This is a genomic window from Pelagibacterium mangrovi, from assembly GCF_036662815.1.
GTDB lineage: Bacteria > Pseudomonadota > Alphaproteobacteria > Rhizobiales > Devosiaceae > Pelagibacterium > Pelagibacterium mangrovi.
Genome location: NZ_JBAFXA010000003.1, coordinates 171,204 through 188,833 on the forward strand (window position 1 = coordinate 171,204; position 17,630 = coordinate 188,833).

The window sequence follows — 17,630 nt, forward strand, 5'->3', positions numbered from 1 at the left end:
TCTCTGGGGTCGCCGGACGTCCGGTAAGGGCGCAGATGTGCGCCGATGAGTGCGCCTCAAAACCCAGTTTGTCATTCCGGGATTTATTCCCGGAATCCAGCGCGACCTCCGCCAGGAACGCTGAACCGGTCGTCCCTAACCCTCCCGACGCACCATAAATTCCGCATCCTCAAATGCTTGACGAACCGCTCGGGCCAAGGCGACCGCCCCCGGCGTATCGCCGTGGAGACATATGGATCGGGCGTCGGATTGAAAGACGCTGCCATCCATGGCGACAGTCTCGCCTTTTTCGGCAAGCCGCAGACAGCGTTCCACGACGACTTTCTCGTCTTCAATCACGCTTCCCACGAGGCTTCGCGATGCAAGCAGCCCGTCGGCGGTATAGGCGCGATCCGCATAGGCTTCCGGGATGAAGCCAATCCCCAGCGCCCGCGCCGCCTCGACCTGCGCGGAAGCGGCCAGCGCCAAAATCGCCATCTCCGGAAACGCTCTGGAGATGGCCGAAAACAGGGCGTGCGCAAGATCGAAATCCTCGGCAGCCATATTTGCCAGTGCGCCATGGAGCTTCACATATTGGATCGAAGTGCCTTCCTCGTCGGCGATTTTGCCAAGCGTGGCGATCTGCGCAATCACCTGATCGCACGTCAATTCCACCCGCATGTCGAGGCGACGGCGTCCGAAATGCTCGCGATCGACAAAACCGGGATGGGCGCCGATGGTGACGCCATTCGCAAGAGCGCTCCTGATCGCCTCACGCATGGTCGTCGCGTCCCCCGCGTGGCCGCCGCACGCAATCGATGCACTTGTCACGATCTCCAGCATCGCGCGATCGTCGCCGACGCCTTCACCCAGATCCGCGTTGAGATCGATCATGGTCGCCATCCCCCGAGCCTATGTGCATGTTCGACAGTCACCGGCGCGAACGTCACGGTTCTGCCCGGCCGCACCTGCGCAAAACGGTCCAGGTCGATATCGATGATGGTCCCGATACGCGGATAGCCGCCGGTCGGCTGGTTGTCGCGCATAAGCACGATAGGCGTCCCGTCGCCCAAAATCTGGATATCGCCCGGCACCACGGCGTCGGAAACCAGTCCCAACACCCGCGCCTCATCAAAGACCGATGTGGTATCTTCCAGCCGGACGCCCATCCTGTCCATGCGCGGAGAAATGCGAAACTGCGCACCGACGAACGCCGTGCGGATCGCCGGCGCGAACAGGTCGGCGTGGACACCCCAGACAAAGCGGATAGGCCCGGATTCGCCGCCGCCGCTCCCTACCGTTTCGCTGGCGGAATTATTCAGCGCGACAAGGCCCAGCGCATCCCCGGCCCGGAGCGCCCTACCCTCAAACCCACCCAGACCAACTGTCGCGTTGGTGGATCGGCTGCCCAGCATTTCGGGAACGTCGATTTCCCTATTGAAGCGCAGATAGGCGTAATTGCCCTCGGGTCCGGTGCGGACGCTCACCTCCGCACCGTCGGAAAGCTCGACGACCGTCGGCCAGGGTTGCTGCTTGCCATCCACTTCGAGCCTGAACGAGCCGCCGGCAAATCCTGCAAGCATTGGAGCGCCGTGATATATGAAATCGAGGCCCTGCTGGCCGATTTCTATGGCGGCACCACATGCGCCTTTCGTCACCAATGCGGCCTGTCGATATCCCTGGCGATCCATAGGTCCGGACGCCCCGATGCCGTACGCAAGCATCCCCGGGCGCCCCCGATCCTGAATGGTGGTCAACGGGCTGACGCGCGTCAGCGTAATGCGGTTCATGACATTGCCTCGAACAGCACATTGTCCCCCGCCCGTATGCTGGTCGGCGGCATGGCGCTCGCATCGAAATTGATAAATCGCGTCCGCCCGATCACTTGCCAGCCGGTCGGAATCTGTGTCGCCGCGATGGCGGTCTGGCGGGCGGCGAACAACACGCTGCCCGCCGGCACGGATGCCCGCACCGTCTCGCGCCGCGGAACCGAAAGCTGCTCGGGGTGCATGCCGCAATAGACGAAGCCGGGCGCAAACCCCACCGAGAGCACTCTCAGCGGTTCGGCGCCGTGCATGTTTATGAATGCAGGTACGTCCAATCCAAGATTGTGGGCCACCGCTTCAATATCCGGGCCGTGCTCCCCGCCGTATGAGATGGCCAGAGTATGCGCAGTCGGCATTTCTCGGCTCTCGCCCGTTTGGTCGATAAGCCCGATTTCGCCGCACAGGACCCTGTAGCCGATCCGATGCGGATCGTAGCGGACGAGCACCGAAACCAGATTGGGAGCAATCTCCAGAACGCCGTCGAGCCCTGCCGCTTCGATATTGCGAGCAAAGGCTATGGCCGCAGCATTCGCCTCCATATCGAGCCGATCGGCAAAGCGGACGAGAACCGCCCGATCGCCCAGAGGCATCAATCGCGGCACGATCTGGCGACTACGGTCTTCGGACACCGGCAGGCCTTTCTCCGTGCGGCTTGCAATGGCGGACCAAACGCGACACGATCATTTCAACGAGGTGGAGGCATCATGCGGATTTTTCTCATTGCGGCCAGTCTTGTCGTGGCGGTCCTCGTGCTTATCGGCCTCGGGTTGTCGGCGGCCGAGTTCGGTATCGTGATGCTCGGCGGCGCCCTCGTCGTCGCCATCGTGATGTTCATCATCACGCGCCGCCGCTATCAGCGGATGACCGACGCGGAAAAGGACGATCGGGAGCCCCCCGCCCTGCCCTAGGTTTTCTCGTTTTTGATTCAATTTGCCCTGGGCCTGTTTGCTGGCCATTGGTTTATCAGGCACACGATGGTCACCATGAAACATATGTCATTGGATCAATTGCAGCAAAAGACCGTGTGCGGGCAGGCTCATGTGGTTCTCGAAAGCCTTGCCCGGTCGCGAACTCTTCCTGGCGAACTGAGCATCACCATAGAAGAAATCCTCGAACGCGCCTGGGAAATCGCCTATCGGCGCTCGGCCGAATCCTCGATGAGCAATGTGATCGACGTTCCCCATTGGGCCTTCCAGCGCGCCGCGTCCTGACCTGCCCTTCCCTTGCCGAACGGGGGGTGGAAAAAACAGATCATTCAGGGCATAGGATCGATAACTCGTCGAAACGGTGGGACCGATCCCATGAGAATCGCCTTCGCTCTCGTTACCGCTCTCCTCTGCGCCGGCTGCGCGTCGTCATCGGCTTCACCGACCGCCTTCGAAGGCACGAGGGTGCATCAGAGAACCGAGGTGGAATGCGTGGCGGGGAACATCAAACCCAGCGGATGCACCACCGAATACGACATCGTATTCATTACATCGCTCAATACCGGCAACCCACTACCCAGTGTTGACGATCTGCGCGCACCCGGCGCAGGCGATTCCGAATTCTGATCCACGGAACTCCGCACCTTCGCGCGGGTTATCCTTGCTCAACCATGCAAGGAGACGTCACATGGATCACTCATCCCACGTTCGCCTGACCGAAGCCGAACTGACCGAAAATGTCCTAAAGGATGCAACGGTTTACGGTGCCGACGACCACAAGGTGGGCAAGGTTTCCCATCTGCACGGCTCCGGCGCTATGGCGGAAGCCGTGATCGATGTCGGCGGTTTCCTGGGCATCGGCTCGAAACCCGTAGCCGTCCCCGTCAACCAGCTCGACCTCATGCGCGACGAGGACGGCAACGTCCACGCCGTCACCAGCTGGACCAAGGATGCGCTCAAGGATATGCCGGAACACCGGCATCACCACTGACGCAAAAGCCCTCACCATCGGTGGGGGCTTTTTATCTTGGCGCTACCATATATTGGCGGGTGGGGGGAGATTCGAACTCCCGAGACGCTCTCACGCCCGCCGGTTTTCAAGACCGGTGCAATCAACCACTCTGCCACCCACCCGACGGACCAGACCCATAAGGATCTGGCCGATCACTCGCGTTTAGCCGTTCAGTGACACCCTGTCCAGAGGATGCGGCTCAAGGCAAAAGGATAGTCGACCCGACAGTCTTGCGCCCCTCGAGTGCCCGATGAGCCTCAGCGGCCTCCGACAGCGCAAAACGCTGCCCGATATGGGGTTTGATGGCTCCCGATTCGACGGCGTCGAACAATGCCTTGGCCCCCGCCAGCAACGCCGGACGCTCGGCGAAATAATGCGCGCCGGTTGGCCGTGTTACGAAGAGCGAGCCCTTCCGGGCCAGAATGCCCAGGTCCGGTACGGCAACCGGCCCCGTTGCATTGCCGTAGCTGACCATCAGCCCCATGGGACGCAGGCAATCGAGAGATTTTTCGAACGTCGCCTGCCCCACCCCGTCATAAACGACATCCACACCTTTTCCATCGGTCAATTCACGGACCCGCTTGGCGAAATCCTCTTCGGAATAATTGATGACCGCATCGCACCCATTGGCGAGCGCCAGTTCAACCTTCTCGGGGCTGCCTGCCGTGCCGATAACGCGAGCGCCGATGGATTTGGCCCATTGGCAGGCGATCAGCCCCATGCCGCCGGCGGCGGCGTGATAGAGGATCGTTTCGCCAGCCCGCACGGGCCAGGTCAGAAACAGCAGATAATACGCCGTCAGCCCTTTGAGCATGATGGCCGCCGCCGTTTCGTAGTCGATTGCATCGGGAAGCGACACCGCCTTGGACGCCGGCATGATCCGCTCCTGGCAATAGGACCCGAGCGTCCCCTGATAGGCGATCCGGTCGCCCGGCTTGAAGTTCGAAACCCCTGCCCCTACCGCCAGAACCTCGCCAGCGCCTTCCGAGCCGGGAATGAGCGGCAGCGGATTCGGGTAGAGCCCCGTGCGGTGATAGGTATCGATGAAGTTGACGCCGATCGCATGGTGACGGACGCGAATTTCGCCGGCGCCCGGCTCCCCAAGCTCCGCATCGCGGAAATCAAGAACTTCGGGTCCGCCAAACTGATCGATGACAACGGCTTTCATGGGCACTGCCTACTCTCTTCTTCTTGCCGTGCGCAGCCTTTCGGGCCGGCGCCGCAGCATGGGTCGTTTTCGGCGAGACTTTTGCACGGCCTCACGCTCTTCGCCAAGTACCTGTTCTTCTTCCGGCTCCGCTTCACCCTCGGGTTCCGGGATAGCGATATCGTCTTCGACAACCACTTCCGGCTCGAATACCTCCGGAACAGTGGCCTCATTCTCTTCCGTTTCCGGCTCGGGCATTTCGGTGACGATGACCGGCTCGATATGGGGTTCGACCGGTGCGGAATGCTCGGCTGGGATGGGATCGAGCGTCGGTTCGGCCCTCTCGGGCACCGCAGTGGCGGTCACGACGGCGGGCATCGGCTCGACCTCGGAGACCCCGCGATGCACAAGCTTGGCGATAGCCAGGACCAACACGCCGAATCCCATGGCGACGTAAAGATATGTCTGGAAAATCTCGAAACCGAGGCCTTCTGCGACCAGAACGGCCCCGACGATGAGCAGGAATCCCAAGGCAAGCGCCTTGATCGATGGATGTCTCTCGATGACCTTGCTGATTTCGGTCGCAGCGAAATACAGGATCGCGATCGAAACGACCACGGCGATGGCCATCGCCTGCACATAGCTGGTCAGGCCGACCGCCGTGACGATCGAATCGACCGAAAACACCGCGTTGATCAGCACGATTTGGGCAATGGCGATCGTCGCAGTGTCCGAGATCGTCATTCCATTTGCTTCCGACCGGCCGCCGGAATGCTCGACAAGGAGATGAAGTTCGCTCACCGCCTTGTAAACGAGGAAAAGACCGCCTCCCAGCAGGATGAGCTCGCGCCAGCTCGGCGACCATCCGGCTATCGTGAATGCAACGCGCTGCAGCCCCAGCACCCAAAGGATTCCCGCCAGGAGGATCAGGCGGAAGATGGCGGCGGCGACCAAGCCGATCTGCAGAATGCGCTGCCTTTGCGCTTCCGGCAGCTTGGCGGCAACCGTCGAAATGAAGACGACATTGTCGGCGCTCAGCGCCACTTCCATGCCGATAAGCAGGGCGAGGCTGGCCCAGAAGGCCGGTTCGAAAACGAAATCGAGCATGTGTTGCCCTCGAGGTTGGAACGCAGGCTATCACCCGCATGCGATATTCGGCGACCGCCCCGGCGCACGTTTTCGCACACTTGCGGGCAAGAACGGCAATAAAGCGGCAAAGCAGGGTGCCTATGCTTGCGATGCGGTCCGCACAAGCCTATCTCTTGACTGATCATAGAGGTGAAACATGGCCACCCACGCTCAAGTCGCCGTTATCGGTGGCGGCCTTGTCGGCAAAGCATCGGCCGTTGCTGCGGCCAAATCGGGGTTTTCGACGCTGCATATTGCTCCGGAGGCTCCCATCGACCGGCGGACGTCGGCGCTCATGGGACCGTCGGTCAGCTACATGATCGATGCGGGCCTGATTGGCGATCCGGAGGCTATCGGCGTTCCGCTCACCCGCATCCGCATCATCGATTGCACCGACCGCTTGCTGCGGGCGCCCGAAACGGTGTTCGCTTCCTCCGAATTCGGCCATCGGGCATTCGGATGGAATTTTCCCAACGCGAAACTGGGCGAAAGTTTTGCCCGTGCCGGGGCCGATTGCGAAAACCTGGAGCTTTTGCCCGCAGCGCTCGCTTCAGCGCAGCGTGTCGATCATCTTTGGCAACTCACACTCGATGACGGCCGGGAAATCACTGCCGATCTTCTCGTCGGCGCCGACGGCAAGGGGTCCAGCGTTCGAAAGGCCGCCGGCATTTCGGCGCGCGAGCGCAAATTCGACCAGGCGGCACTTGTCTGCAACCTTGAGGTCGAACGCGAGTTGGACGGGGAATCGGTGGAATTTCACTACCCCAATGGCCCGTTCACGCTGGTTCCTGCCGGCGGAAATCGCGCCAATCTCGTCTGGATCGATCGTCGCGACGCGCTCGAAGCGGCGCGGCGCGATGACGTGGCGTTGCAAACCGCGATCAACGAGCAATCTCGTCATCTGTTCGGCACGATCAAAATCGTGTCACCGAGCTTTGTTTTTCCCCTTTCCTCGCTCTCGGTCGATGCGGCGGGGCGCGACGGAGCCGTTCTCGTCGGCGAATCGGCCCACGCCTTTCCGCCAATCGGAGCCCAGGGGCTCAACCTGGGTTTGCGGGATGTTGCCGATCTCGATACCTGCCTGAAGGCGGCCAATCCGGGCTCATTCGGCTGGGCCGATGCTGTGAGTCGGAGCTATTCGGCCATCCGCAAGGGCGATCTTGCCCGCACAGGGGCAATCGTCGATGGGTTGTTCGGGTCCCTGCTCTCTCGGCATTTGCCGGCGCAAGCCTTGCGTACAGCGGGCCTCTGGAGCCTCAAGGCCTTTCCCCTGCTGCGGAAGCAGGCCATCTCCCTCGGCATGGGGCAATAAAAAAGGCGGACTGTCCGTCCGCCTTTCAAACTCCGCGAGAAAACCAGCTTACTGAGCCGGTGCTGCCTCAGGGGCAGCGCCTTCAGCGGGCGCGGGTGCTTCTTCGCCACCGGCTTCCATGTCTTCACGCAACTGATTGGCGCGTTCCTGGAGGACTTGCTCAAGCACGTTTTCGGTCGAGGTGGACTGGTTCAGTTCCTCGATGGAAATGCCATCCGGATTGTCATAGGTGGCGGTGAAACCGGCGAGGTTGATATTGATCGTGATATCCTCGTTCTGCCGGTTCTTGGCGATCAGCTTGAGCTCGCTGCCGCGCTTCAGGCTCTGGATATAGGATTCGTTGACCACGAGCTGGGCCGAGCAGGCCTGCGGGTCGCACAGCATGTAAGGAACGCGGACCGGCTTCCCGCTGTCGATTTGCCAGGTCAGCCCAAAGGGCAGCAGCACTCCAATCGGCACGGAGGCGACAGCCAGCAGGCGGCTTTCCTGGCTCGGGTCATCACGCAGGAGGAACGAACCGGTGAAAACGCCGGTGTTGGTTACGACCTGGCGCATGATGCAGGCCTGCCCGCCATCATCGAGCTCGCTGCAGACCTTGAGCCAGTTGTTTGCCGAACCTTCTGTCGTTTCGGCCGTGTCGACCACTCCCGCGTCCGCCGCGGCCTGTGCATAAACGGCGCTGGCCATCGAAAGGGCCAGACCCGTGGCGACAGCGCCGGCAAGTATCGCGTTTAAAACTTTCATGGAAATCCCTGTTGCTCTGGGCAGGTCGAGCCTGCCGAAATCGAACGGTTTGGTACTTTCAAGAGCGGCGAAATCGGGCAATAACATGACACTGCGTCTCTGCCAACGAAGTTGCTCTGCTCCTGTGACCCAAAGGCTTCACCGGATGCTTTGCGCATCACGCGCCTGCAAGGGAGGCGAGCCGCGACAGGATCGCCGCGCTGCCCTTGAGGCGCTGTTCGGCCGTCGGCCAGTTGCGCGCGAACATGATCTTCTGGTCCGGACGCAACTTTGCCGCCTGTGCCGGGTCTGCGATATGACGCACCAATCCGGCAGGATTGGGGAAAATCCCGTTTCGCAACGTGATCAATGCTCCCTTTGGACCGGCATCGACCTTTTCGACATTGGCGGCACGGCAGAGTGATTTGATCAGCACGACCTTGAGCAAGGCTTCCACTTCCTCGGGCAAAGGGCCGAATCTATCGATCATTTCGGCGCCCAGCGCATCGATTTCGCGCGCATCGGTCAGGTCGCCCAACCTACGGTAGAGCTGCATACGCACCTGGAGATCGGGGACATAGGCCTCAGGGATCATCACCGGCATGCCAAGAGATATCTGCGGCGACCACTGCCCGGCCTCCTCTTCCTCGGCAGCCTGCCCTGCCCGCAGCGAAGCGACGGCCTCTTCGAGCATGGATTGGTAAAGCTCGAACCCAACCTCGCGAATATGACCGGATTGCTCGTCGCCGAGCAGATTGCCCGCGCCTCGGATGTCCAGGTCATGGCTCGCAAGCTGGAACCCTGCGCCGAGCGATTCGAGCGACTGGAGAACCTGCAGCCGGCGCTGGGCCTGATCGTTGAGCTTGCGGTCGGCGGGGACCGTGAAAATCGCATAGGCGCGCGTCTTGGAGCGCCCGATACGGCCCCGGATCTGATAAAGCTGGGCCAGGCCGAATTTGTCGGCGCGGTGCACGATCAAGGTGTTGGCGGTGGGAACGTCCAGCCCGGATTCCACGATGGTGGTCGCGACGAGAACGTCGAACTTCCCGTCATAGAAGGCGTTCATCGTGTCATCGAGTTGCTGGGGCGGCATCTGGCCGTTGGCCACGACGAAGCTGACTTCGGGCACATGGTCCCTCAGAAACTGCGCGATATCGGGCTGATCGGAAATGCGTGGGCAGACGTAGAAAGCCTGTCCGCCACGATATTTTTCCCGCAGCAGCGCTTCCCTGACCACCAGCGGATCGAAGGGCGAAACGAAGGTCCGAATGGCAAGGCGGTCGACGGGGGGGGTCGCGAGCAAAGAGAGGTCGCGAACGCCGGTCAGGGCCAGTTGCAGCGTGCGCGGAATGGGTGTCGCCGAGAGCGTCAGCACATGGACATTGCTCTTGAGTTCCTTGAGCCGCTCCTTATGCCCCACGCCGAAATGCTGCTCTTCGTCGACGATCAGCAGCCCAAGATCGCGGAAGGCGATGGATTTGGAAAGCAGCGCGTGCGTGCCGATGACGATATCGACGCTGCCATCCTTCAACCCTTCCTTGGTCGCCTTCAATTCGGCGGCGGGAACGAGGCGCGAGGCCTGGCGAACGCGTACCGGCAGGCCGGAAAACCGTTCGGAAAAGGTCTTGAAATGCTGGCGCGAGAGCAATGTCGTGGGTACGACGACCGCGACCTGGCGCCCGCTCATGGCCATGACGAACGCCGCGCGAAGGGCCACTTCGGTCTTGCCGAAGCCGACATCGCCGCAGACCAGGCGGTCCATGATCCGCCCGGAGGTCAGGTCGTCGAAAACCGCGTCGATGGTTGCCAACTGGTCTTCGGTTTCCTCGTACGGGAAACGGGCGCAGAATTCGTCGTAGGAGCCGGTCTGGATTTCCACCGGGTCGGTCGTCGAGGTCTGCCGGGCGGCGGCGATCTTGATAAGCTGCTCCGCCATATCGCGGATGCGCTTCTTGAGCTTGGATTTCTTGGCCTGCCAGGCCACGCCGCCCAGCTTGTCGAGTTCGGCTCCTTCCGAGCCGTATCGGGACAACAGTTCGATGTTTTCGACCGGCAGATAGAGCTTGTCGCCCTTGGCGTATTCGATCTCGACGCAATCATGGGGCGCGCCGGCCACTTCGATTGCCTTGAGGCCGATGAACCGCCCGATACCGTGATCGACGTGAACGACCAGATCTCCCGCCGAGAGGCTGGTGGCTTCGGTTAGCGCGTCCGATGCCTTCTTGCGGCGCGTCTGGCGGATGATGCGCTCGCCGAGGATATCCTGCTCTGAAAGAACCGCAATGTCGTCAGTAACATAGCCGGTTTCGAGCGGCACCACGACGAGGCCGAGCTGCCCCACCTTGAGGGCAGAAATCTGGTTCCAGTTCTCGAGCTTCTTGATCGCCTTGAGGCCGTGGTCCTTGAGCACCTGCCCCATGCGGTCGCGCGTGCCCTCGGTCCAGCAGGTGACTATTGTCTTCCGCCCGGCCCGCGCCTCGGATTTGATCCGGTCGATCACGGATTCGAACAGATTGGTGTCGGTTGCCTGCCGTTCCGCAGCGAAATTGGGCGCCAGATGGCCAGCGCAATCGATGACCGGCAGGTTTTCGTCGGCCGGCATGAAGGGGGTAAGTTCAGAAATCTCGTGGCTGCGGACGAGTTCGTAAGGCGACTGATCGATGTGATAAAGGAGCTGAGGCTCTATCGGTTTATAGGGCGCGCCCGCCGAACCGCCCTGCTCCCGGGCTTCCTTTCGAGCGGCGTAGTAGTCGCGAATCTGTGCCCGCCGTTCACCATAGGCCTCGGCAACCTGGGCGTCGAAAAACACAGGCGCATCAGCGAGATAGGATGCGAGTGTTCCCATTTCCTCATAGAAAAACGGCAGCCAGTGCTCCATGCCGGCAAAGCGTTGGCCGGCGCTAATGGCTCCATAGAGTGGATCGTCGGCGGTGTTGCCGCCAAAGGTCTTGGTGTAGTTGAGACGGAAGCGGCGGATGGTGTCTTCGGTCAGAAGCGCTTCACTCATGGGGACGAGCGTTATCGAGCGAACATTGCCGGTGGTGCGCTGGCTTTCGGGATCGAAAGTCCTGATGGTTTCAAGCTGCTGGCCGAAAAAATCGAAGCGCAGGGGCGCGTCGCGGCCTGCAGGATAAAGATCGATGAGGCCGCCCCGCACCGCATATTCGCCCGCTTCGCGGACGGTGGGAACGCGCAGATAGCCGTTATTGTTGGCCCAGGCGATGAGCTTGTCGCCGTCGATGATCCGTCCCGCAGCAGCGGAAAAGGTCATGGATTCAACGACCTGCCGGGGCACTACGCGTTGGATCAGAGCATTGACGGCGGTGAGGACGATGGCGCCTTTCGTGCCGGAATCGGTCAACTGGGCAAGGGTCGCCATGCGGGCGGAAATCGTCACCGCATTGGGGGAAACACGGTCGTAGGGAAGGCTATCCCAGGCTGGGAAAGTGAGGACGGGGTGCCCTGGCAGCATGGCTTCGAGGACGTCGGCCATGCGTTGTAGCCGGCGACCGTCACGCGCGACAAAGCAAATGGAAACAGGAGCTTGCGGCGCCTCTTTCAATCTCTCCTCGACCGCACGCGCCAGCACCGCCGGCTGCATGCCGTCGGGGAGATTGGCTAAAATCCTTGAGGGGCGGTCGGAGAGATCGGTCATAGGGTTTCAGTTCGGGTAATCTTGTGATTTCGAATTTTGTCGATCAGGTCGCGATCGGCGTTTTCAGGGATGTCGCGCTGACCCAGAAGCCATGCCTGAAGGTCGGTTTCCTCATGATTCATAAGCACTTCCAGCCGGTCGAGCATGGCTGGATCGAGCGTATCGAGATGGTCGGCGACGTAACCGCCGATCAGGATATCCATCTCCTGGGTGCCACGATGGTTGGCGCGGTAGAGCGCGCGTTTGCGTCGTGTCGTGAGGTCTTGGGGATCAGTCATTTGTGCCGCATATACGGGTTGAGATCGGAGTTAATAGCGGTGATCCGCACACGTGTCAGCCTTTTGCAAACACCAATGTGCGATTAGTGTTCCGTTTCCGTTCATATACGCCGGAATCGAGTCGTGCCACGTCCCGATCTGCTCAACCCGCTATTCAAATCGCTGAAGTCCATGAAGGGAGTGGGGCCGCAGCTTGGCGCCCTGTTCGCCAAATTCTTCGGCGCGCCCGAGGGTCAGGACGCAATCATCCTCGACGTGCTCATGCATATGCCGTCCGGGGTGATCGATCGGAGGGCACAGAATGGGGTCGCCTATGCACCGGTCGGTTCGATCGCCACGCTCAAACTGCATGTCGACGAGCATATCGTTCCGCCGCGCAACAGCCGTGCACCGCTCAGGATACGCGCGCATGACGAGACTGGGGACATCACGCTGATTTTTTTCGGAGCCAGGGGCGGATGGGTCGAAAAGCAATTACCGATCGGAGAGGCCAGATACGTTTCAGGGGAGATCGGATTTTTCGGGCGGGAAAAGCAGATGACCCACCCCGATTATATAGTGGAGCCGGACAATCTTTCCAGCCTGCCCATGGTCGAGCCGGTCTATCCGCTGACCCAGGGGCTTTCGTCCAAGGCGCTGCGCAAGGTGATCGCTTCGGCGCTCGACCTGGTGCCCATCATTCCCGAATGGATCGGCAAGGACCGGCGCACGATCATGAACTGGCCAGGGTTTTCCGAAGCGTTAGCGCATATCCATGCACCGCAGCGGCCGAGTGAGGGCGATATCGTTTCGCCGGCGCGCATGCGGCTGGCCTATGACGAATATCTGGCAGGACAATTGGCGCTGGGCCTTATCCGCGCGACGATGACCAAATCCTCGGGCATCGCGCGGACCATGACGGGGGAAATCACCGGACGGATCGAAACAGCCCTACCCTTTGCGCTGACCGACGGACAGCGGCAGGCAGTCGCCGATATCGCTGAAGATCTGGAACGGCCCACGCGAATGTCGCGGCTGTTGCAGGGTGATGTGGGCTCGGGCAAGACTGTGGTCGCGCTGATGGCCATGGCGATGGTGGCGGAAACCGGCGGCCAATCGGCGCTGATGGCCCCCACCGAGATATTGGCCAGCCAGCACTTCAAGACCCTCAAGCCACTGGCGGAAGCGGCAGGGCTGGGCATCGTGCTGATGACAGGGAAGATGGCAGCCGCCGAGCGCCGGGCAGCCGCGGCGGGACTTGCCGATGGGTCGGTGACTATCGCCGTGGGAACCCATGCGCTGTTTCAAAGCGGCGTGGAATTTCAAAATCTAGCGCTGACGGTGGTGGACGAGCAGCACAGGTTCGGCGTGCATCAGCGGTTGGCGCTGTCGGAAAAAGGGCACAAGACCGATCTGCTGGTGATGACGGCAACGCCGATCCCGCGCACGCTGGTGCTGACTCATTTCGGGGACATGGACGTTTCCGTGCTACGCGAAAAGCCCGCCGGAAGGCAGAAGATCGATACGGCAACGCTGCCGATTTCCGAATATGACCGGGTGGTGGCCCGGCTGGCGGCGCGGCTTGACGAAGGGGCACAGGCCTATTGGGTGTGTCCATTGGTCGAGGAAAGCGAAGTGCTCGACGTCGTCGCCGCCGAGGACCGGTTCGCCGAACTCAAATCCGCGTTCGGGGACAGGGTTGAACTGGTCCACGGACGGATGAGCGCCGCCGACAAACAGGCGGCGATGGCGCGGTTCCAGGCAGGCGAAGCGCAGGTGCTGGTGGCCACGACGGTGATCGAAGTCGGTGTGGACGTTCCCAATGCGACGATCATCGTCATCGAGCATGCCGAGCGGTTCGGGCTGGCGCAACTCCATCAGCTGCGCGGGCGCGTGGGGCGTGGTTCGGCGAGGTCGGCGTGTCTGCTGCTGTATTCCGAACCTTTGAGCGAGACGGCCAAGCAGCGGCTGGAAACGATCCAGACAACCGATGACGGGTTCGAAATCGCGGAAAAGGATCTGGAATTGCGCGGCCAGGGGGACTTGCTGGGTACGCGGCAATCGGGGATGCCGGGATATCGGATCGCGGTTCCCGATGTGCATCGGCATCTGCTGGAGATGGCGCATGACGATGCGCGGGCGGTGCTGGAGCGCAATCCGGGGCTGAAGGGACCCGAGGGGGATGCGGTGCGGGCGCTGCTGTATGTGTTCAGGAAGGATTTGGCGATTCCGTTGATCAAGGCGGGGTGATGGTTGGTGGTGGTTTAGGAACATCAACCGTTGGGGTTGAGGAAGCTGGCGCACCCCTCATCCGACCGCTTCGCGGCCACCTTCTCCCTCAAGGGGAGAAGAGTAGCTGGGGCAGCGTTCCGTTAAGAACTCTAGCGCTGGCTGCAAGAGCCCCCTTCTCCCCTTGAGGGAGAAGGGCCGGGGATGAGGGGTGCACTGAGCTTGCAAGGAGCGGGGAGCAGCTGAACGGTTCCGATAGCGATTTTCCCCCGATATGATCGCGGTTCGAATCTCCATCAAAGGCCCCTCCCCATGCAACCCTCCCGCGATATTTCACGACTGATCGAGATCATGGCACGCCTGCGCGACAAGGAGAGCGGGTGTCCGTGGGATATCGAGCAGGATTTCCGTTCGATCCGCCATTACACGATCGAGGAAGCCTATGAGGTGGCCGATGCGATCGAGCGGGAGGATTATGAGGATCTGCGGGACGAACTCGGCGATTTGCTGTTGCAGCCGGTCTATCACGCGCAGATGGCCAGCGAGGAAGGGCGGTTCGATATTGGGGACGTGATCTATGCGGTGACCGAGAAGCTGATCCGGCGGCATCCGCATGTGTTCGGGGAGGACGAGGCGGGGAACGCTGCGTCGAGCGAAAAACGCTGGGAGACGATCAAGGCGGAAGAGCGGGCGAAGAAGGCCGAGCGGCGGGGCGGGGACAAGCCCCCTTCCCTGCTCGATGACGTGCCCGCGGGATTGCCGGCGCTGACGCGGGCAGGAAAGCTCGCCAAGCGCGCGGCGCGGGTGGGGTTCGATTGGCCGGATACGGAATCGGTGGTGGCCAAGATTCGCGAGGAGCTTGGCGAAGTTGAGGAGGCGTTGGGGATGTCCGATGAGAAGGCCAAGGCCGAAGAGATTGGGGATCTGCTATTCGCCGTCGCCAATCTGGCGCGGCATGTGGGGCTCGATGCCGAGGCGGCGCTGAGGGATGCGAACGCGAAATTCGTGCGTCGGTTCGAGCATGTGGAAGCGCGGTGCCGCGATGATGGGGTGGAGATCAGCGAGGCGGGGCTGGAGCGGTTGGATGGATATTGGAATGAGGTGAGAGCGGCGGACAAGGCAGAAAAATGAAGGATGTCTATGTTGTAACGCATGCCCAATCTCTCCATCACGTCGAAGGCACGGTGGGCGGGTGGCACGATACCGGTCTCACGGCCAAGGGCGAGCGCGACGCGCTATTGATTGCGGAGCGATTGGCGGATTTGATCGGCCCATCAGAGGTCGAAATATTCAGCTCCGATCTGCTGCGTGCGTCCGGCACGGCCAGGATCATTGGCGAGCGACTTGGCAGGCCTCCGCATGAAATGCAAGCACTCAGGGAAATCAGCTACGGGGTGGCGGAAGGTAAGCCTCAAGCCTGGCTGGACGAGCGCTATACGCCCGCTCCCGACCACAATCGATTGGACCACGATTGCGGCATCGAGGGTGCCGAGACACGACGGCAAGTCGCTGAGCGCGTCTTTCCCGCTGTAGCGGCCATTATCGCACGGGAATGTGCGACACAGATTATTGTCAGCCACGGCTTTACGCTCACCATGATCGTTGCAGCGTGGCTAGAATTGCCCGTGGAGGCTTCCGGCTTTTTGGCATTCCCCGCAAAGTCCGGCAGCCTTACACATTTGCGGCAGGACGATTTCTGGCGAAACAGGGCCGTTATGCGATTGGCAAGTACATCGCATCTGGACTCGCTCAGTTCCCGTCCAGCCCAGTAATTCTTCCCGCGAATTTTTCGAGGAACTCGGCACGGTGGCGAGGGAGTACCCGGACGGTGTAGCGGGTGCCGTCGTCGGCGGGGTCACGGGAGATGACTTCGGTGTTGGCGTAGAGCCAACCCGGCTCAGAACCCGCCTCGTGGGGGACGAGGACGCTGAACAGGCGGGCGTCCTGGGCAAGGGCATGTTCGACGGCCAGGAGAAGATCGTCGAGCCCCTGCCCTGTTACAGCCGAAACCGGCACCGTGGCGGCGACCTTGCCGGCGGCGGTGATGCCGGAAAGGTCCGCATGTTCAGGTAGATTGTCGATCTTGTTCCAGACTTCGATAATGGGCGTCGTTTCGCCGGTGACGCCGAGATCGGCCAGGACCGAGAGCACGTCGGCGGCCTGAGCCGGGTGATCGGGATTGGAAACGTCGCGGACATGCAGGACGATTTGGGCCTGGGTCACCTCCTCGAGCGTGCCACGGAAGGCGGCGATGAGGTCGGTGGGCAGGTCGGAGATGAAGCCGACGGTGTCTGACAGAATGATGTCGCGGCCATGGGGCAGCGTCGCGCGGCGCACTGTGGTGTCGAGCGTTGCGAACAGCAGGTCCTCGGCCATGACACCCGAGCCCGTAATGGCGTTGAAAAGGCTCGATTTGCCGGCGTTGGTGTAACCGACCAGCGCCACGACCGGATATGGCACCGCCGCGCGGGGGCCGCGCTGGAGCTGGCGGGTGCGGCGGACTTTTTCGAGCCGCTGTTCGAGAACCAGGATGCGGTTCTGAATCTGGCGCCTGTCGGATTCGATCTGGGTTTCGCCGGGGCCGCCGAGAAAACCGCCGCCGCCGCGTTGGCGTTCGAGGTGGGTCCAGGAGCGGACGAGGCGGCCCTTCTGGTAATTGAGATGGGCGAGCTCGACCTGCAGCACGCCTTCACGCGTGGCGGCGCGTTCACCGAAGATTTCGAGGATCAGGGCCGTGCGATCGAGCACCTTCACCCCGATGTCGCGCTCGAGATTGCGCTGCTGAATGGGCGAAAGGGCTGCGTCGACGACCAGCAGTTCGATCTTTTCCGCCTTAACGATTTCGGCGAGCTGCTGGACCTGTCCGCCGCCCAGATAGGTGGCGGGCTTGATCTCGCGGACCCTCAGAATTTCGGTGAAGACCAGATCGAGCGCGATCGCGGCGGCAAGGCCAATGAACTCGGCGTGCCGTGCTTCGGCTGAGCGCGCATAACGAGCCAATCTGACGTCGGGTGTAATCAGACCCGTGCGCGTCGGGACTTCGCGGAGGTCCACGAAGCCTTTGCCGTCCTCGTCGTTATCGTCAATCAATCTGTCTGGTTCTCTGGATCGAACAACTGGATCGGGGCGCCCGGCATGATCGTGGAAATGGCGTGCTTGTAAACCAACTGGCTCTGGGCATCGCGGCGCAGCAGCAGACAGAAATTATCGAACCAGGTGATGACGCCCTGAAGCTTGACACCGTTGACGAGGAAGATCGTCACCGGGACCTTGTTCTTGCGGACGTGATTGAGAAAGGAATCCTGAAGGTTCTGAACCTTTTCACTGGGCATTGTTGGCCTCTTGTTAAGCGTCGAGCATTACGCGTCAGGTCGGACGCCCGACCACGTCCTTGGATTGACAACCAGTTTTGGTGCCGCCCTGCCCGTCGACGCAT

Annotated in this window: 18 protein-coding genes and 1 tRNA gene; 8 read left to right on the forward strand and 11 right to left on the reverse strand. The window is 61.4% G+C overall.

What is annotated here, in order from left to right; translation table 11 throughout:
- Positions 1-135 precede the first annotated feature (135 nt).
- The 3 genes from V4T21_RS05955 to V4T21_RS05965 are packed head-to-tail and all read right to left on the reverse strand — an operon-like array spanning position 136 to position 2,434.
- Positions 136-873 carry a 5-oxoprolinase subunit PxpA gene (locus V4T21_RS05955; RefSeq protein WP_332714420.1) on the reverse strand — a complete coding sequence of 246 codons (738 nt, stop codon included), beginning with the start codon at positions 871-873 and terminating at the stop codon, positions 136-138.
- Positions 870-1,769 (reverse strand): 5-oxoprolinase subunit C family protein, encoded by a 900-nt coding sequence (locus V4T21_RS05960; RefSeq protein ID WP_332714422.1) that lies wholly within the window; start codon positions 1,767-1,769, stop codon positions 870-872. The genes V4T21_RS05955 and V4T21_RS05960 overlap by 4 nt, the downstream gene beginning before the upstream one ends.
- Entirely contained in the window at positions 1,766-2,434 is a 669-nt protein-coding gene (locus V4T21_RS05965; RefSeq protein ID WP_332714424.1) for a 5-oxoprolinase subunit B family protein, read from the reverse strand. Before V4T21_RS05965 ends, V4T21_RS05960 begins: the two co-directional genes overlap by 4 nt.
- Positions 2,435-2,509: 75 nt before the next feature.
- On the opposite strand from V4T21_RS05965, the gene V4T21_RS05970 reads away from it, so the two are divergent.
- The 4 genes from V4T21_RS05970 to V4T21_RS05985 all read left to right on the forward strand — a co-directional run bounded on the left by V4T21_RS05970 (position 2,510) and on the right by V4T21_RS05985 (position 3,722).
- Complete coding sequence (locus tag V4T21_RS05970; protein ID WP_332714426.1) at positions 2,510-2,713, forward strand: hypothetical protein; 204 nt, start codon at positions 2,510-2,512, stop codon at positions 2,711-2,713.
- 75 nt (positions 2,714-2,788) lie between these two features.
- A complete protein-coding gene (locus tag V4T21_RS05975; protein WP_332714428.1) occupies positions 2,789-3,016 on the forward strand; it encodes a hypothetical protein in 228 nt (75 codons plus the stop codon).
- A gap of 90 nt (positions 3,017-3,106) precedes the next feature.
- Entirely contained in the window at positions 3,107-3,358 is a 252-nt protein-coding gene (locus V4T21_RS05980; protein ID WP_332714430.1) for a hypothetical protein, read from the forward strand.
- Between the two features lie 61 nt (positions 3,359-3,419).
- A complete protein-coding gene (locus tag V4T21_RS05985) occupies positions 3,420-3,722 on the forward strand; it encodes a PRC-barrel domain-containing protein (protein WP_332714432.1) in 303 nt (100 codons plus the stop codon).
- Between the two features lie 53 nt (positions 3,723-3,775).
- Here the strand turns inward: V4T21_RS05985 and V4T21_RS05990 are convergent.
- The 3 genes from V4T21_RS05990 to V4T21_RS06000 all read right to left on the reverse strand — a co-directional run bounded on the left by V4T21_RS05990 (position 3,776) and on the right by V4T21_RS06000 (position 5,997).
- A tRNA-Ser gene (locus V4T21_RS05990) sits at positions 3,776-3,865 on the reverse strand.
- A gap of 77 nt (positions 3,866-3,942) precedes the next feature.
- The gene (locus tag V4T21_RS05995) at positions 3,943-4,911 is read right to left on the reverse strand and encodes a quinone oxidoreductase family protein (protein WP_332714434.1); all 969 of its coding nucleotides are present in this window, start codon (positions 4,909-4,911) and stop codon (positions 3,943-3,945) included.
- A 9-nt stretch (positions 4,912-4,920) separates the two neighbouring features.
- Entirely contained in the window at positions 4,921-5,997 is a 1,077-nt protein-coding gene (locus V4T21_RS06000) for a TerC family protein (protein WP_332714436.1), read from the reverse strand.
- 178 nt (positions 5,998-6,175) lie between these two features.
- Between V4T21_RS06000 and V4T21_RS06005 the strand changes: the two genes are divergently transcribed.
- Entirely contained in the window at positions 6,176-7,330 is a 1,155-nt protein-coding gene (locus tag V4T21_RS06005) for an FAD-dependent monooxygenase (protein WP_332714438.1), read from the forward strand.
- 48 nt (positions 7,331-7,378) lie between these two features.
- Here the strand turns inward: V4T21_RS06005 and V4T21_RS06010 are convergent, their stop codons facing one another.
- The 3 genes from V4T21_RS06010 to V4T21_RS06020 form a co-directional block, all read right to left on the reverse strand.
- Positions 7,379-8,155, reverse strand: coding sequence for an invasion associated locus B family protein (locus V4T21_RS06010; protein WP_332714440.1), 777 nt, complete (start codon positions 8,153-8,155; stop codon positions 7,379-7,381).
- A gap of 76 nt (positions 8,156-8,231) precedes the next feature.
- Complete coding sequence (gene mfd / locus V4T21_RS06015) at positions 8,232-11,708, reverse strand: transcription-repair coupling factor (RefSeq protein WP_332714442.1); 3,477 nt, start codon at positions 11,706-11,708, stop codon at positions 8,232-8,234.
- Positions 11,705-11,986: a succinate dehydrogenase assembly factor 2 gene (locus V4T21_RS06020; RefSeq protein WP_332714444.1), complete on the reverse strand. Its 282-nt coding sequence runs from the start codon at positions 11,984-11,986 to the stop codon at positions 11,705-11,707. The genes mfd and V4T21_RS06020 overlap by 4 nt, the downstream gene beginning before the upstream one ends.
- A gap of 123 nt (positions 11,987-12,109) precedes the next feature.
- On the opposite strand from V4T21_RS06020, the gene recG reads away from it, so the two are divergent.
- From recG to V4T21_RS06035, 3 genes are all read left to right on the forward strand, one after another.
- Positions 12,110-14,215 (forward strand): ATP-dependent DNA helicase RecG, encoded by a 2,106-nt coding sequence (gene recG, locus V4T21_RS06025; protein WP_332714446.1) that lies wholly within the window; start codon positions 12,110-12,112, stop codon positions 14,213-14,215.
- A 291-nt stretch (positions 14,216-14,506) separates the two neighbouring features.
- Positions 14,507-15,325, forward strand: a complete 819-nt coding sequence (gene mazG / locus V4T21_RS06030) for a nucleoside triphosphate pyrophosphohydrolase (protein ID WP_332714448.1) — start codon at positions 14,507-14,509, stop codon at positions 15,323-15,325.
- Positions 15,322-15,966, forward strand: a complete 645-nt coding sequence (locus V4T21_RS06035) for a histidine phosphatase family protein (protein ID WP_332714450.1) — start codon at positions 15,322-15,324, stop codon at positions 15,964-15,966. Before mazG ends, V4T21_RS06035 begins: the two co-directional genes overlap by 4 nt.
- Here V4T21_RS06035 and hflX read toward each other — a convergent pair.
- Positions 15,944-17,284 carry a GTPase HflX gene (gene hflX / locus V4T21_RS06040; protein ID WP_332714452.1) on the reverse strand — a complete coding sequence of 447 codons (1,341 nt, stop codon included), beginning with the start codon at positions 17,282-17,284 and terminating at the stop codon, positions 15,944-15,946. The two genes, V4T21_RS06035 and hflX, sit on opposite strands and share 23 nt — an antisense overlap.
- Positions 17,281-17,526, reverse strand: coding sequence for an RNA chaperone Hfq (gene hfq, locus V4T21_RS06045; protein ID WP_309207187.1), 246 nt, complete (start codon positions 17,524-17,526; stop codon positions 17,281-17,283). The genes hflX and hfq overlap by 4 nt, the downstream gene beginning before the upstream one ends.
- Positions 17,527-17,630 lie beyond the last annotated feature (104 nt).